Below are 14,021 nucleotides of genomic sequence, written 5' to 3' on the forward strand. Positions count from 1 at the left end.
TCATCCTGAACGGTCGCTATGCGTGGCTCCGTGCCCGCTGTTCTTCTTCACGAGCGACACCGGCACGCCCGAATCTTCCTTCAGCGTTTCGAGCACGATGTTCGAGCGGATGTCCATCACCCCCGGCGCCTTGTACAGGCGATTGAGCACGAAGTCCGAATAGTGCTTGAGGTTGTGCGCGAGCACGCGCAGCAGATAGTGGGTTTCGCCGGTCACGACGAAAGCGCCGACCACTTCGGGCCAGTCGCGCAGCGCTTCGGCAAAACTCTCGTGCCAGTTCTGCTGATCGTTGCGCATCGATACCTGCACGAACGCTTCCAGCTCGAACCCCAAAACTTCGCGGTTCAGGCACGCTCGGTAGTGTTCGATGACGCCCTGCTCTTCCAGCAGACGCAGGCGTCGCAGACAGGCCGATGGCGAGAGCGAGATGCGCTCCGCCAGGTCGAGATTGCTGATCCGTCCTTCCTGCTGAAGCACCGTCAAGATACGGCAATCGGTGGCGTCGAGCGAGATCGCGTTCATATTCGGTCTCCCTTTCCTGTTTGACTCAAATTATGTTCCAAGACACGGCTGGTAAGGAGATTTTTTCGCAATCACATTTCACAGCTTGACCTCTATCATTTAGAGATCGCTACCAACCGCCGACACCGCCATGCGAGCACTCTGGGACATCACCCCCGCCGTCGATACCGCCACGCCCGTCTGGCCGGGCGACACGCCGGTCGGCATCGAGCGCGTCTGGCGCATGGAGGCTGGCTCGCCGGTCAATGTCGCGCGTCTGACGATCTCGCCGCACACCGGCGCGCATACCGATGCGCCGCTGCACTACGACGTCGACGGCGCCGCGATCGGCAACGTGCCGCTCGACGCATATCTCGGTTTATGCAGAGTGATTGACTGTATCGGCGCGTCGCCTGTTGTGACGCCACAACATCTGGCCGGCTCGCTCGACGACTTGCCGCCGCGAGTCTTACTGCGCACTTACAGAAAAGCGCCGACGCGCGAGTGGGATAGTGCGTTCTGCGCGGTCGCGCCCGAGACCGTCGACCTGCTGGCCGCGCGCGGCGTGACGCTGCTCGGCATCGATACGCCGTCGCTCGATCCGCAGGAATCGAAGACGATGGATGCGCATCACCGCATTCGCGCGCACCGGATGGCGATTCTCGAGGGCATCGTGCTCGACGCGGTCGAACCCGGCGACTACGAGCTGATCGCGCTGCCGCTGAAGCTGACCACGCTCGACGCGAGCCCGGTGCGCGCGGTGCTGCGTGCACTGCCCGGCTCGCGCTCAGCCACGCTCCCCGGCGAGCGATCAACCCGACAACCCAACCCATCGAACCACCATGAACCATCGTGATGAAGCCGTGGCGCTCGACAGCGCCGACCCGCTCGCAGCGCTGCGCGAACAGTTCGCGCTGTCGCCGACGACCATCTATCTCGACGGCAACTCGCTCGGCGTGCCGCCGGCCGCCGCCGCGCAGCGCGCGCAGACCGTGATCGCCGCCGAATGGGGCGAAGGACTGATCCGCAGCTGGAACAATGCCGGCTGGTTTGCGCTGCCGCGCCGACTCGGCAACAAGCTCGCGCCGCTGATCGGCGCGGCCGAAGACGAAGTCGTGATTACCGACACGATCTCGATCAACCTGTTCAAGCTGCTGTCGGCCGCCGTGCGGCTCGCCAATGCGCGCGATCCGAAGCGTCGCGTGATCGTGTCCGAGCGCTCGAACTTCCCGAGCGATCTGTATATCGCGCAGGGCCTGATCGAGCAGCTCGATCGCGGCTACGAGCTGCGCCTCGTCGACGATCCATCCGAACTGCCCGGCGCGATCGGCGAGGACACCGCGATCGCGATGATCACGCACGTGAACTACCGCACCGGCTACATGCACGACATGGCCGCGCTGACGAAGCTGATACACGACAGGGGCGCGCTCGCGCTGTGGGATCTCGCGCATTCGGCGGGCGCGGTGCAGGTCGATCTGAACGGCGTCGGTGCCGACTACGCGGTCGGCTGCACGTACAAGTACCTGAACGGCGGTCCCGGTTCGCCCGCGTTCGTGTGGGTGCCCAGGCGTCACCAGAACGGGTTTGCGCAACCGCTGTCGGGCTGGTGGGGGCATCGCGCGCCGTTCGAGATGAACCCGACGTATCAGCCCGACAACGGCGTGGGCCGCTACCTGTGCGGCACGCAGCCGATGGTGTCGATGGCGCTCGTCGAATGCGGGCTCGACGTGTTCCTGCAAACGTCGATGCAGGCGGTCCGCCAGAAGTCGCTCGCGCTGACCGATCTGTTCATCGAACTCGTCGAGACACGTTGCAGCGAATTTCCACTGAAGCTCGTGACGCCGCGTGAGCATGCGCAGCGCGGCTCGCACGCGAGCTTCGAACATCCGCACGGCTACGAGGTGATGCAGGCGCTGATCTCGCACGGCGTGATCGGCGACTATCGCGAGCCGCACGTGCTGCGCTTCGGCTTCACGCCGCTGTACACGCGCTTCGTCGACGTATGGGACGCCGTCGAAATCTTGCGCGACGTGCTCACTCGCGAGGCCTGGCGGGCTCCTGAATTCGCCCAGCGCGGCGCCGTTACCTGAGGACGACAGAATGACCGATCACATGCACACGCCGGGCTTGCCAGAAGAACCGGCGGCACAAGGCTGCCCGTTCGGGCGCGGACGGACGGCTTCGGCGCCGTCCGCGAGCGTGGCCGACAGCGGCTGGCACGACGCGCAGCTCGACTTCTCGGAGTCGATGAGCTACGGCGATTATCTGTCGCTCGGCACGGTGCTGGACGCGCAGCATCCGTTGTCGCCGGATCACAACGAGATGCTGTTTATCATCCAGCATCAGACGAGCGAGCTATGGATGAAGCTCGCGCTGTACGAACTGCGCGCGGCGCTCGCGGCCGTGCATCGCGACGACCTGCCGCCCGCGTTCAAGATGCTTGCGCGCGTGTCGCGAATCATGGAGCAGCTGGTGCAGGCGTGGAGCGTGCTCGCGACGATGACGCCGTCCGAATACACGGCGATGCGGCCGTACCTCGGCAGTTCGTCGGGCTTTCAGTCGTATCAGTACCGGCAGATCGAATTCCTGCTCGGCAACAAGAACGAGCAGATGCTGAAGCCGCACGCGCATCGCGCCGACGTGTACGCGCAAGTGAAGGCATCACTCGAAGCGCCGTCGTTCTACGACGAAGTGGTGAGGCTGCTCGCGCGCCGCGGCTTCAGGATTTCGCCCGCGCGGCTCGAACGCGACTGGACGAAGCCGACCGAACATGATGCATCGGTCGAAGCGGCGTGGCTCGAGGTGTATCGCAATCCGTCCGAGCATTGGGAGCTGTACGAGATGGCCGAGGAACTCGTCGATCTGGAGGATGCTTTCCGCCAGTGGCGCTTCCGCCACGTGACGACGGTCGAGCGCATCATCGGCTTCAAGCAGGGCACCGGCGGCACGAGCGGCGCGCAGTATCTGCGCAAGATGCTCGACGTCGTGCTTTTTCCCGAGCTGTGGCACGTGCGGACGATGCTGTAGCGGTTAGCGCGTGTAAGGCACTTCCCGGGCAAACCTGGCATCCTGGCGGGGAACAAAGAGCAAGCCAACACTATTACGCAAGTTCGGAGTTATCCGAATCTTGAGAGATGGTCAGCGTGGCAGCATCGGAACCCCATAAAAACATCAGAGGGTTTCGATATGCCCGGTGCCGATGACGACGAAGGACTGAAGGTTGTACTGAGTGCTCAGCAACTCGCGGCTGTGCTATCCGGCCAGTCGATCAATCTGAGATACGAAAATTTGTATCAATTGATTGGTGGCCGCTTCCATGAAGATTTCGACTTGTTCGGAGACACAATTGAAGAATTGGTTTTCTCTTTTACATGCGAATGCACACCGGAAGAGATCAACGCGACGGTGGCCGACATAGACCGGTTCAAGAGCGATCATGCTGGAAATCTTGACGCGGCCTTCGAGGAGGAATTTGGCTACCAGTGCGATCCGACGGCGTGGGAGCAGACCACCGAGGCTTTTCTCGACAAACTTAAGCGTCTTCTTCTGAGTGAGTAGCCCACACTTCCTCCCACCGGACGGCCCCACCGTCTGGGAGGGCCTCCGCCTACTTCCATTTCACCCGGCAACCGACAATGCCTGACACCCGCTAGCGCGCCGTGTAACCACCATCGATCGGCAAACACACCCCGCTAATCATCGACGCCGCGTCGCTCAACAGAAACAGAATCGGCGCGGCGACTTCCGCCGATTCGGCAAAGCGCCTGAGCGGAATCGCCTGCAAAGCGGGATCGCGTTTGACAGGATCGCTCCACGCCAGCACCGCCATCGGCGTCAGCGTGACCGTCGGGTTCACGCTGTTCACGCGAATTCCGTACGGCCCCAGCTCGATGCACAACGCGCGCGTGACTGCATCGAGCGCGGCCTTCGACGCCGAATAGCTCAGATGATCGTCGAGCGCTACGAGCGCGGCCTGGCTCGACACGTTGACGATGCTGCCCGCGCGCCCCGCGTCGAGCATGCCACGCGCGACGTGCTTCGCGACCAGCACCGCCCCGCGCGCATTCACCGCCATCACGCGATCGAAGCTTGCGGCCGTCGTTTCCACCGCGCGTTCGAGCAACGCGATGCCCGCACAATTCACCAGACCGTCGAACGGTGCGAGCGAGGCCATTGCTTCGTCGATCACGGCTTCGTCGCTGATGTCGAGCCTCAACGGCTCGCAGCCGGTTTCCTCGGCGAGCCGCGCGAGCTCGTTCACGTTGCGCGCGGCCGCGACGACCGACGCGCCGCTCGCGCACAGCGCCTCGACCGTCGCGCGGCCGATGCCGCTGGAGGCGCCCGTCACCAGAATCGAGCGGCCGGAAAAATCGAAAGTAGCGTTCATGATGATTGCAAGCGATGCATGACCGGCTTCAACGCCGGATAGAGGTCCGTGTACACGCCGAAGCGCTCTTTGTATAGCGCCATGCGCCGTGCCTCGGGCTGCGCGCGCTCGATCAGCGTGACCCAGCCGCCTTGCGCCGCTTCGCGCGACACGAGGCCGACGCCGAGCGCGGCGAGCAGCGCGGCGCCCATCGCGGCTTCGACGTCCTGCTCGATCGTGTAGACCGGATAGCCGGTGACGTCGGCGATGATCTGCATCCACAGGTCCGAATGCGCGGCGCCGCCGACCACGATCAGCTTGTCGTCGAGCGATTGCGCGCCTTTGCGCCCCGCCTCGATGTTGTGCTTCAGCGCGAACGACACGCCTTCGAGCACGGCGCGATACAGATGCGCGCGCGTATGAAACAGCGACAGCCCGACGAACGCGCCGCTCGCCTTCGCATCCCACACCGGGCTGCGCTCGCCCATCAGATACGGCAGGAACAGCACGCCGTCGGCGCCGGCCGGCACTTGCGCGGCGCTCTCTTCGAGCAGCCGATGCGGATCGCCATGCGGTGTCGCGCGCGCGGCCTCGATCTCCGCATGACAGAACTGCTCGCGATACCAGGTGACCGACGCGCCCGCGGTAATCGCACCGCCGAATACGTAGATGTCGTGCTGCCCGTTGAAAACGTGCGGCATGCTGATCAAACCGTGCCGTGCGTCGACACGCTGATTGAGGTAACCCCAGCACATGCTGGTGCCGATCATCGCGACGTGCTGCCCCGCGCGCGTGACGCCGGCCGCGAACGTCGCCGTCGCCGCATCGACGCCACCCGCGACGATCGCCGTGCCCGCGTCGAGCCCGAGCTGCGCGGTCCATTGCGACAACAGCCCGCCCACCACCTCCGACGATTCGACCAGCCGCTCCGGCATCATCGTCGCGGGAATGCCGAGCATGTCGAGCGCTTCGTCCGACCAGTCGCGCCGCGCGATATCGTAGACGCCGCCGATATTGCCGGCCGAGCTGTGATCGACGGCGACCTCGCCGGTCAGCATGTAGATCACGTATGCGTTCGGCGGCAAAAAATAGCGCGTATGCGCCCACACGTCCGGCTCGTTTTCGCGCAGCCACAACATCTTCGTGTAACCGTAGTAGCTATCGACGCCGTTGCCGGTGATCGTGTAGAGCCGTTCGAGATCGACGTTCTCGCGCACCCAGTCGACCTGAGCGGTCGCGCGCCGGTCCATCCAGATCAGGCACGGCGCGAGCGGCCGCATGTCGTTGTCGACCGCAATGCCCGAGCCGCCGTACAGGCTACTCACGCACAGTGCCTTGATCGCGCCCGGCGCGATGCCGGCCGCCTTCGCCTCGCTGACGCACTCGGCCACGCATTCGACCGCGGCCTTCAGCCACACCGCGGGCCACTGCTCGGCCCACAATGGCTTCGGCGTATCGGGCTGATAGCTCGACGCATGCTGCGCGACGATCGCGCCGTGCTCGTCGACCAGCAGCGCCTTCGTGCTCTGCGTGCCGATATCGACGCCGATGACGTAGTTCATAGAGTCTCCGTTGAAACGCCGCGCCCCAGATTCACGCGCGCGGCTTCATCAGCACTTTGATCGAATCGAGCGAGTTCGCGATCCTGATCGCTTCGTCCCATTCTTCCAACGAAAAGCCGTGCGTGACGATGCCCTTCGACGTAACGAGTCCGCGCGCGAGCAGATCGATTGCGATCGGATAGCAATAGGGCCCAAGATGCGCGCCGCGCACGTCGAGTTCCTTGCGATCGCCGATCACCGACCAGTCGAGCGTCGTATCCGCGCCGAACACCGAGAATTCGACGAAGCGCCCGAGCTTGCGGATCAGGTCCATCCCCTGATTCACCCCAATCGGCGCACCCGTCGTTTCGATATAGACGTCGCAGCCGTAGCCGTCCGTCAGTGAATGGATGATCGCGAGCGCGTCGTCCTTCCGAGGATTGATCGTCACGTCCGCGCCATATTCGCGCGCGAGTGCGAGCCGTTCTTCGACGAGATCGATCACGACGAGCCGCTTCGGCGTCTTCAGATGCGCGACCTGCGTCATCATCAGACCGAGCGGCCCCGCGCCCGCGATCACGACCACGTCGTCGAGTTGCAGATCGCCGCGATTGACCGTGTGAATCGCACACGCGAGCGGCTCGATGATCGCGGCGTCTTCGAGCGAGATGCCGTCGGGAATCTTGTGCACGATCGCGGTCGGCGGAATGCGCATGTATTCGGCCATGCCGCCGTCCGCCACCTCGCGCTGAAAGCCGAAGATGTTGTGCACTTCGCACATCCAGTACTGGCCGGATTTGCAGTAGCGGCACTTGCCGCACGGCACGATCTGCTCGGCGATCACGCGCTCGCCCTTCTGCACGCCGAAATGCTCGGCCGCGCCCTCGCCCAGTTCCTCGACATAGCCGAAGAACTCATGACCCGGAATCACCGGTGCCTTGACCCATGGGCTCGGGCCGCCCCAGAACATCTTCGCGCCCGAATGGCATTTGCAGTCGCTCGCGCAGATGCCGCACGCGGCGATGCGGATCACGAGTTCGTGCGCGCGCGCGCGTGGTTTCTGTACCTGCTCGACTCGATAGTCTTTTGGTGCATGACAGACGATGGCGGTCATGTTCTGCTGGTCGGATTGAGTCGTCATTGCATGGTCCTGCGAAAAGAGGGATGTGGGGAAGCGAGCGTTACTTTCTGCGCTCGCGGCTGATATAGATTGCGAGCAGAATGATTCCGCCCTTGATCACGTTCTGCACGTACGGATTCACGCCGACCATGTTCAGGCCGTTATTCAGGACGCCGAGTAACAGCGCGCCGATCAGCGTGCCGATGATCGAGCCGCGCCCACCGGAGATCGACGTGCCGCCCATCACGACGGCGGCGATCGCGTCGAGTTCGAAACCGACGCCCGCGTTCGGCTGGCCGCTCATCAGGCGCGCGGTCAGCACGATCGCGGCGAACGCGGACGTCAAACCCGCGATCGTGTAGACGATCAGCTTCACGCGCGCCACACGCACGCCGGACAATCGCGTCGCCTGCTCGTTACCGCCGATCGCATACACATAGCGGCCAAACGGCATCCGTTCGAGCAGCACCCACGCGATCAGATAGATCACCGCCATGATCACGACCGGCGCCTGGACGCCGAGAATCTTGCCGCTGCCGAAGAAGCTGACCCAGTCGGGCAGACCGTCGATCGGGTAGCCGCCCGTGTAGATCAGTGCGAGGCCGCGCGCGATACCCATCGTTGCGAGTGTGACGATGATCGGCGGCATGCCGGCGAACGCGACGAAAAAGCCGTTGGCCGCGCCGAAGCCGAGACCGACCGCGAGGCCGACCGCAAGCGCGGCCACCCCATTCATGCCGGCGACCATCAGCCCGGCCGACAGCGTGCCCGAAAGCGCCATCACCGAGCCGACCGACAGATCGATGCCGCCCGTCAGGATCACGCAGGTCATGCCGACCGCGATGATCGCGTTGATCGACACCTGGCGCAGGACGTTCTCGATGTTCGCGGCCGAGAGAAAGCTGTCGCTCGCGAACACCATTACGATGCAGACGACCAGCAGGCCGATGAACGGATAGAACAGCGTCGAGCGCTTCAGCGCGGCCCACGTGAAGCGCACCGGCGCGCCCGGCGTGTCGCTGTTGACACTCGATGTTTTCGGCGAAGAGGAAGGATTAGGCATGTTCATGAGAGGCTCCGAGCGAACCGGCGGTCGCATAGGTCATCACGGCGTTCGATTCGATCGCGTCGCCTTCGAGCAGCGCTTCGATGCGGCCCTGCCGGAATACGGCGACGCGGTCGCACATGCCGACGATCTCCGGCAACTCGGACGAGATCATGATGATCGAGTAGCCGCGCGCGGTCAGTTCGCGCATCAGCAGATAGATTTCGGCCTTCGCGCCGACGTCGATGCCGCGCGTCGGTTCGTCGAAGATCAGGATGTTGGTGTGGTGATTGAGCCAGCGCGCGATCACGACCTTCTGCTGATTGCCGCCCGACAGCGTCGCGACTTCGGTGTGCATGGTTGGGGCCTTCACGCCGACGCGCTTCATGATGTCGGCGGTCGCGCGCGCTTCGCTACGTTGGTCGATGAAGAAACGTAGCGACCGGTACTTGCCAAGGTTGTTGATCGAGATGTTCTGCTTGATCGAGAACTCGGTAATGAGCCCTTCGGTCTTGCGGCTCTCGGGCAGAATGCCGACGCCCGCGCGCAGCGCATCGGCCGGATCGGCGAGCTTCGCGGCCGCGCCGTTGACGCGAATTTCCTTCGCGTATGCACGGTCCGCGCCGATCACCGCGAGCGCGGTCTCGGTGCGCCCCGAACCGACGAGTCCCGCGAAACCGAGAATCTCGCCCTCGCGCAGCGTGAAGCTCAGCTCGGGGCTGTCTTTGAACAGCTGCAAGCGCCCGACGTCGAGCACGACCTTCGCGTCGGCGCGCGGCGTCGGCTTCGGCGGAAAGCTGCTTTCGATGCGGCGTCCCACCATCATCTGCACGAGCCGGCTCACGTCGGATTGCGCGACCTCGGTCATGCCGACGTACTGGCCGTCGCGCAGCACCGTGATGCGGTCGCACACCTCGAAAATCTCTTCGAGGTGGTGCGAGATGAAGATCATCGCGACGCCCTGCTGCTTCAGCTCGCGCATGATCGTGAACAGATGCGCGGCCTCGGCGGGCGTCAGCGTCGCGGTCGGTTCGTCGAGAATCAGCACGCGCGCATCGAGCGACAACGCCTTGCCGATTTCGACGAACTGCTGCTGCGCTACCGACAGTTCCCGGATCTGCACCGACAGATCGATCGCTACGCCAAGCCGCTCAAAAATTCGCGCCGCCGCGCGCCGCATGCTGCCGCGTTCGAGCAGACCGAAGCGGTTGCGCAATTCACGGCCGAGAAACATGTTCTCCACCGCGTTCAGATACGGAATCAGGCTGAACTCCTGAAACACGATACCGACGCCCGCGGCCACCGCGTCGTGATAGTTCGCGAAGTGGCGTTGCTCGCCGTCGAGCGTGATCGTGCCTTCGTCGGGCTGGTAGATACCGCACAGAATCTTCATCAGCGTCGACTTGCCCGCGCCGTTCTCGCCGAGCAGCGCGTGAATCTCGCCGCGCGCGATCTCGAGGTGAATGCCTTGCAGCGCCTTCACGCCGGGAAAGCTCTTGCTGATGTTGTCGAGCTTCAGAATCGTGTCCATCGCATGTTCCTGTGCCGCGCGCCGCCGCGCATGATCCGCACGCGCGGCAGCCTGCGCTTGCGTTACCAGCTGAAGCCCTTAGCGTTGCTCTTGTCGATCATCTTCACGTCGACCGGAATCGCTTTCGGCACATTGGCGCCCCACTTCTTCGCGAGCGCGATGCCGAGCGCGATGCGCACCTGGTCGGCCGGGAATTGCGCGGACGTCTCGACGAATTTCGAATTCGGCTTCTGGATCGCGGCGATCGCTTCCGGTGCGCCGTCGACGCTCGTCAGCTTGATGTCCTTGCCCGACGATTCGATCGCCGACAGCGCGCCCATCGAGCCGCCGTCGTTCACGCTGAACACGCCCTTCAGGTTCGGGTGCGCCTGGATCATGTTCTCGGTGACGGACAACGCGGTCGCGCGTTCCTGCTTACCGTTCTGCGTATCGACGAGCTTCACGCCCGGCGACTTCGCGAGCGCCGCCTTGCAGCCGCGCACGCGTTCGAGAATCGGCACGACCGGAATGCCGTCGAGAATCGCCACTTCGCCGCTGCCGCCGATCGACTTCGCGAGGTAGTCGCACGCCATCACGCCCGCGTCGTAGTTCTTCGAGCCGACGAACGAATCGACCGGACCGTTCGCGTTCGCATCGACCGCGACCACGACGACGCCCGCCTTCTTCGCCGACGTGACCGCCGACTGGATGCCGGTGGAGTCGGTCGGATTGACGAGCAGGATGTCGATCTTCTTTTGCAGCATGTCTTCGACGTCGCTGACCTGCTTGCTGACGTCGTGATGCGCGTCGGTGACGACGACCGTCGCGCCGGTCGACGCGGCCGCGTCGTTCAGCGCTTTCTGCATCGTCACGAAGTACGGGTTGTTCAGTTCCTGGAACGTCATGCCGATTTTGAGCGGCGCGGCCTGCGCGGTCTGCGCGGCCGACATGGCGACGAGTGACAAACCGAACGCGAGCGCGGCGACGCGGCGCGCGAACATCATCGAAGAGTTGAGCGAAAGAGTAGACGGCTTCATGGTTGTCTCCATTTTTTGAAGTGAGCACGCCCCCTCGCGCTGTGGGCGCACAGCGCGATCGATGCGTGTTGAAACGCGGGTGGAATAAAGCTGTGAACTACCGGATGGGCACTATGTGACCGGGTACGCAACACCGCTACGCGAGAAGCCCGGCGCGAGCACGATCGCCGGCGCGTTGTCGATGCCCCTGCCATGCGCGGCCGCTTGCTCGGAAGCATCGCGGCTCGCATCGTTCAGTTGCTGATAACGGCGAAACGTCGACGGCGCCATGCCCTTCATCGCAAGAAACTGCCGGTTGAAATTCGACAGGTTGTTGAAGCCCGCCTTGAAGCAGATGTCGGTCACGCTCAGTTCGCCATCGGTCAGCAACTGGCACGCGAGATTGATGCGCATGCGGTTCACGTACTGCACGAACGGCAGCCCGGTATGGCGACGGAAATAACGCGAAAACGCGCTGACGCTCTGGCCGGCGAGTTGCGCAAGCTCCGACTCGCGCAACTCGTTCGCGAGGTTCTTGCCGATATACGCGAGCACGTGATTGATGCGGGTCGCCGCGAAGCTGGTCGGATCGGCCTGATAAGCGGGACTCGCGAGCGTGTCGCGATCCGGCGCGTTGATCAGGATCTCGAGCATCGACATGAACAGCACGAGCCGGCGCAGCCCGCGCGCCGCGAGCAGTTCGAGAAAGAGCGGCTTGATCTGCGCGGACGTCTCCAGCCCGAACGACAGGCCGCGACGCGCATCGGCGAGCAACGCCTCGACCTGACGCCACTCCGGAAAACTCTCGAGACAGTTCGATACGAACTCCTGGCCGAATTGCACGACCAGATTGCGCTGCGCGACGCTCTCGCCTTCGGGCACGTCGCTGACCCAGTTGTGCGGCAGGTTCGGCCCCATCAGCACGAGGTTGCCGGGCGCGAAGCTGCCGATGTGATCGCCGACGAACATCTTGCCGGTCGTCGCGACGATCAGATGGATTTCGTACTCCGGATGAAAGTGCCAGCGCACCGTGCGATACGGATAGCCATGCGACCACACTTTGAACGATTCGTCGTGGCGTACGGCCACGATTTCGAGATCAGGTTGCACTGTCTGCCTCCATGAAGCGGCGCGCGGGAGACGCCGCCGATCTTGATCTTGTAAAGCGAAAAGTAACCGCCAAACGCGTTGGCAACCACTTTAAAAGAAACCGCGGACCGATACTTTTTTGTATTCGGGTTAGCCCCGACGCGTGCGCGGTCAAATTTGATGCAATGCAATATGAGCGGCGCGACCCGTTTTCTCGCCTCGGGTGCTCGTCGCTGCCGCCGGCGCATCGCCCATGCCGCGCTGCGCCATCAAAAGCCCGCTCCCTTGCCTTGACTTTCGTTTCTCCGGGTACGATCATTCGCTCACATACAGAGCAAATGCTCTACACGCACAGAACGCGCGCCGCGAGCGCCGCGGACAAGTTTTTGGAGACACAACATGAACAGCGGGCAAGGCAGCGGCGCGGCCGCACACGTGATCCTGCACATCGGCGCGGGATCGTTTCATCGCGCGCATCAGGCGTGGTATCTGCACCGGCTGAACGAAGCGAGCACGGCCGGCGAGCCGCGCTGGTCGCTGAGCGTGGGCAATATCCGCGGCGACATGAACCCGGTGCTCGAAGCGCTCGCCGCGCAGAACGGCGTCTACACGCTCGAAACCGTCACGCCGCAAGGCGAGCGCGCCTACGAGACGATCCGCTCGATCGAGCGCGTGCTGCCATGGAGCGAAAGCCTCGACGGACTGATCGAAGCGGGCGCCGATCCGGCTTGCAAGATCATCGCGTTCACCGTGACCGAAGGCGGCTATTACCTCGACGAACACGACCGGCTCGACACCGCGAATGCCGATCTCGCCGCCGACCTCGCCGGCGGCCACACGACGATCTACGGCGCGCTCGCGGCGATTCTCGACGCGCGCGTGAAGCGCGGCGCGGGACCCGTCACGCTGCAGACCTGCGACAACCTGCGCAGCAACGGCGAGCGCTTTCATGCGGGCATGAGCGAGTTTCTCGAACGACGCGGCGCGAACGAACTCGCGCAATGGTTCGACGACAACACGTCATGCCCCTGTTCGATGGTCGATCGCATCACGCCGCGTCCGACGCCCGACGTGCGCGAGCGCGTGAAGGCCGCGACCGGCGTCGACGATGCGAGTCCGGTGATGGGCGAGGCGTTCATCCAGTGGGTGATCGAAGACCGCTTCATCGCGGGACGGCCCGCCTGGGAGAAGGTCGGCGCGGAACTCGTCGATTCGGTGCTGCCGTACGAGGAAGCGAAGATCCGCATTCTCAACGCGACGCATAGCTGCATCGCGTGGGCGGGCACGCTGGTCGGCCTGAACTACATCCACGAAGGCACGCTCGACGCCGACATCCGCCAGTTCGCGTACGACTACGTGACCGAGGACGTGATCCCGTGTCTGACACCGAGTCCGCTCGATCTCGAACGCTATCGCGACGTCGTGCTCGAGCGCTTCAGCAACCCGCATATCCTCGACACGAACCAGCGCGTCGCCGCCGATGGCTTCTCGAAGTTGCCCGGCTTCATCGCGCCGACACTCGCCGAATGCTTCGAGCGCGGCGTCACGCCGGCGGCGAGCGCGATGCTGCCCGCGTTGTTCTTCCGCTTTCTGGAACGCTGGCACACGGGCAAGCTGCCCTACGCGTATCAGGACGGCGTGATGGAAGAGCGCGTCGCGCACGCCTTTTTCACGGCACCCGATCCGCTGCGCGCGTTCGCGGCCGACCGGCTGCTGTGGGGCGGCATGGCGCAGACGCCCGAGCTCGAAGCGGCGCTCGCGGGCGCGCTCGCGCGGGTCGACGCATGGCTCGTCGAACGCGGCGCGACTAGCCAGGCTTAATGCGCATGA

13 protein-coding genes are annotated in these 14,021 nt (G+C 64.0%); 5 read left to right on the plus strand and 8 right to left on the minus strand.

The genetic code is table 11. The features are described 5' to 3' along the window. The gene (locus OKW27_RS25670) at positions 1-522 is read right to left on the minus strand and encodes an Lrp/AsnC family transcriptional regulator (RefSeq protein WP_090801655.1); all 522 of its coding nucleotides are present in this window, start codon (positions 520-522) and stop codon (positions 1-3) included. A gap of 130 nt (positions 523-652) precedes the next feature. Between OKW27_RS25670 and kynB the strand changes: the two genes are divergently transcribed. The 4 genes from kynB (at position 653) to OKW27_RS25690 (ending at position 4,062) form a co-directional block, all read left to right on the plus strand. Further along, positions 653-1,357 carry an arylformamidase gene (kynB, locus tag OKW27_RS25675; RefSeq protein WP_090801656.1) on the plus strand — a complete coding sequence of 235 codons (705 nt, stop codon included), beginning with the start codon at positions 653-655 and terminating at the stop codon, positions 1,355-1,357. Further along, entirely contained in the window at positions 1,344-2,594 is a 1,251-nt protein-coding gene (gene kynU / locus OKW27_RS25680; RefSeq protein ID WP_429335247.1) for a kynureninase, read from the plus strand. The genes kynB and kynU overlap by 14 nt, the downstream gene beginning before the upstream one ends. 10 nt (positions 2,595-2,604) lie before the next feature. Then, a complete protein-coding gene (kynA, locus tag OKW27_RS25685) occupies positions 2,605-3,531 on the plus strand; it encodes a tryptophan 2,3-dioxygenase (RefSeq protein WP_429335248.1) in 927 nt (308 codons plus the stop codon). A gap of 159 nt (positions 3,532-3,690) precedes the next feature. Further along, positions 3,691-4,062, plus strand: coding sequence for a contact-dependent growth inhibition system immunity protein (locus OKW27_RS25690; protein ID WP_429335249.1), 372 nt, complete (start codon positions 3,691-3,693; stop codon positions 4,060-4,062). Between the two features lie 91 nt (positions 4,063-4,153). Here the strand turns inward: OKW27_RS25690 and OKW27_RS25695 are convergent, their stop codons facing one another. The 7 genes from OKW27_RS25695 to OKW27_RS25725 all read right to left on the minus strand — a co-directional run bounded on the left by OKW27_RS25695 (position 4,154) and on the right by OKW27_RS25725 (position 12,212). Next, positions 4,154-4,891, minus strand: a complete 738-nt coding sequence (locus OKW27_RS25695) for an SDR family oxidoreductase (protein WP_090801660.1) — start codon at positions 4,889-4,891, stop codon at positions 4,154-4,156. After that, complete coding sequence (locus tag OKW27_RS25700; protein WP_429335250.1) at positions 4,888-6,432, minus strand: FGGY-family carbohydrate kinase; 1,545 nt, start codon at positions 6,430-6,432, stop codon at positions 4,888-4,890. The genes OKW27_RS25695 and OKW27_RS25700 overlap by 4 nt, the downstream gene beginning before the upstream one ends. A 31-nt stretch (positions 6,433-6,463) precedes the next feature. Then, positions 6,464-7,552, minus strand: coding sequence for an alcohol dehydrogenase catalytic domain-containing protein (locus tag OKW27_RS25705; RefSeq protein ID WP_090801663.1), 1,089 nt, complete (start codon positions 7,550-7,552; stop codon positions 6,464-6,466). 40 nt (positions 7,553-7,592) lie between these two features. Then, positions 7,593-8,600, minus strand: a complete 1,008-nt coding sequence (locus OKW27_RS25710) for an ABC transporter permease (protein WP_429335251.1) — start codon at positions 8,598-8,600, stop codon at positions 7,593-7,595. After that, entirely contained in the window at positions 8,587-10,107 is a 1,521-nt protein-coding gene (locus OKW27_RS25715; RefSeq protein WP_429335252.1) for a sugar ABC transporter ATP-binding protein, read from the minus strand. The genes OKW27_RS25710 and OKW27_RS25715 overlap by 14 nt, the downstream gene beginning before the upstream one ends. A gap of 62 nt (positions 10,108-10,169) precedes the next feature. Further along, positions 10,170-11,123, minus strand: a complete 954-nt coding sequence (locus tag OKW27_RS25720; RefSeq protein WP_429335253.1) for a substrate-binding domain-containing protein — start codon at positions 11,121-11,123, stop codon at positions 10,170-10,172. 111 nt (positions 11,124-11,234) lie between these two features. Then, a complete protein-coding gene (locus OKW27_RS25725) occupies positions 11,235-12,212 on the minus strand; it encodes an AraC family transcriptional regulator (protein ID WP_429335254.1) in 978 nt (325 codons plus the stop codon). A gap of 378 nt (positions 12,213-12,590) precedes the next feature. Here OKW27_RS25725 and dalD point away from each other — a divergent pair, with 378 nt between their 5' ends. Beyond that, positions 12,591-14,012 (plus strand): D-arabinitol 4-dehydrogenase, encoded by a 1,422-nt coding sequence (gene dalD, locus OKW27_RS25730; RefSeq protein WP_429335255.1) that lies wholly within the window; start codon positions 12,591-12,593, stop codon positions 14,010-14,012. The last annotated feature ends 9 nt before the right edge of the window (positions 14,013-14,021 follow it).

Source organism: Paraburkholderia sp. 35.1 (genome assembly GCF_050436525.1).
Lineage (GTDB): Bacteria > Pseudomonadota > Gammaproteobacteria > Burkholderiales > Burkholderiaceae > Paraburkholderia > Paraburkholderia tuberum.

Bases quoted from the DNA above. Each gene is read 5' to 3' on its own strand.
- OKW27_RS25670 (WP_090801655.1), bottom strand. From the start codon at position 522: ATGAACGCGATCTCGCTCGACGCCACCGATTGCCGTATCTTGACGGTG.
- kynB (WP_090801656.1), top strand. From the start codon at position 653: ATGCGAGCACTCTGGGACATCACCCCCGCCGTCGATACCGCCACGCCC.
- kynU (WP_429335247.1), top strand. From the start codon at position 1,344: ATGAACCATCGTGATGAAGCCGTGGCGCTCGACAGCGCCGACCCGCTC.
- kynA (WP_429335248.1), top strand. From the start codon at position 2,605: ATGACCGATCACATGCACACGCCGGGCTTGCCAGAAGAACCGGCGGCA.
- OKW27_RS25690 (WP_429335249.1), top strand. From the start codon at position 3,691: ATGCCCGGTGCCGATGACGACGAAGGACTGAAGGTTGTACTGAGTGCT.
- OKW27_RS25695 (WP_090801660.1), bottom strand. From the start codon at position 4,891: ATGAACGCTACTTTCGATTTTTCCGGCCGCTCGATTCTGGTGACGGGC.
- OKW27_RS25700 (WP_429335250.1), bottom strand. From the start codon at position 6,432: ATGAACTACGTCATCGGCGTCGATATCGGCACGCAGAGCACGAAGGCG.
- OKW27_RS25705 (WP_090801663.1), bottom strand. From the start codon at position 7,552: ATGACGACTCAATCCGACCAGCAGAACATGACCGCCATCGTCTGTCAT.
- OKW27_RS25710 (WP_429335251.1), bottom strand. From the start codon at position 8,600: ATGAACATGCCTAATCCTTCCTCTTCGCCGAAAACATCGAGTGTCAAC.
- OKW27_RS25715 (WP_429335252.1), bottom strand. From the start codon at position 10,107: ATGGACACGATTCTGAAGCTCGACAACATCAGCAAGAGCTTTCCCGGC.
- OKW27_RS25720 (WP_429335253.1), bottom strand. From the start codon at position 11,123: ATGAAGCCGTCTACTCTTTCGCTCAACTCTTCGATGATGTTCGCGCGC.
- dalD (WP_429335255.1), top strand. From the start codon at position 12,591: ATGAACAGCGGGCAAGGCAGCGGCGCGGCCGCACACGTGATCCTGCAC.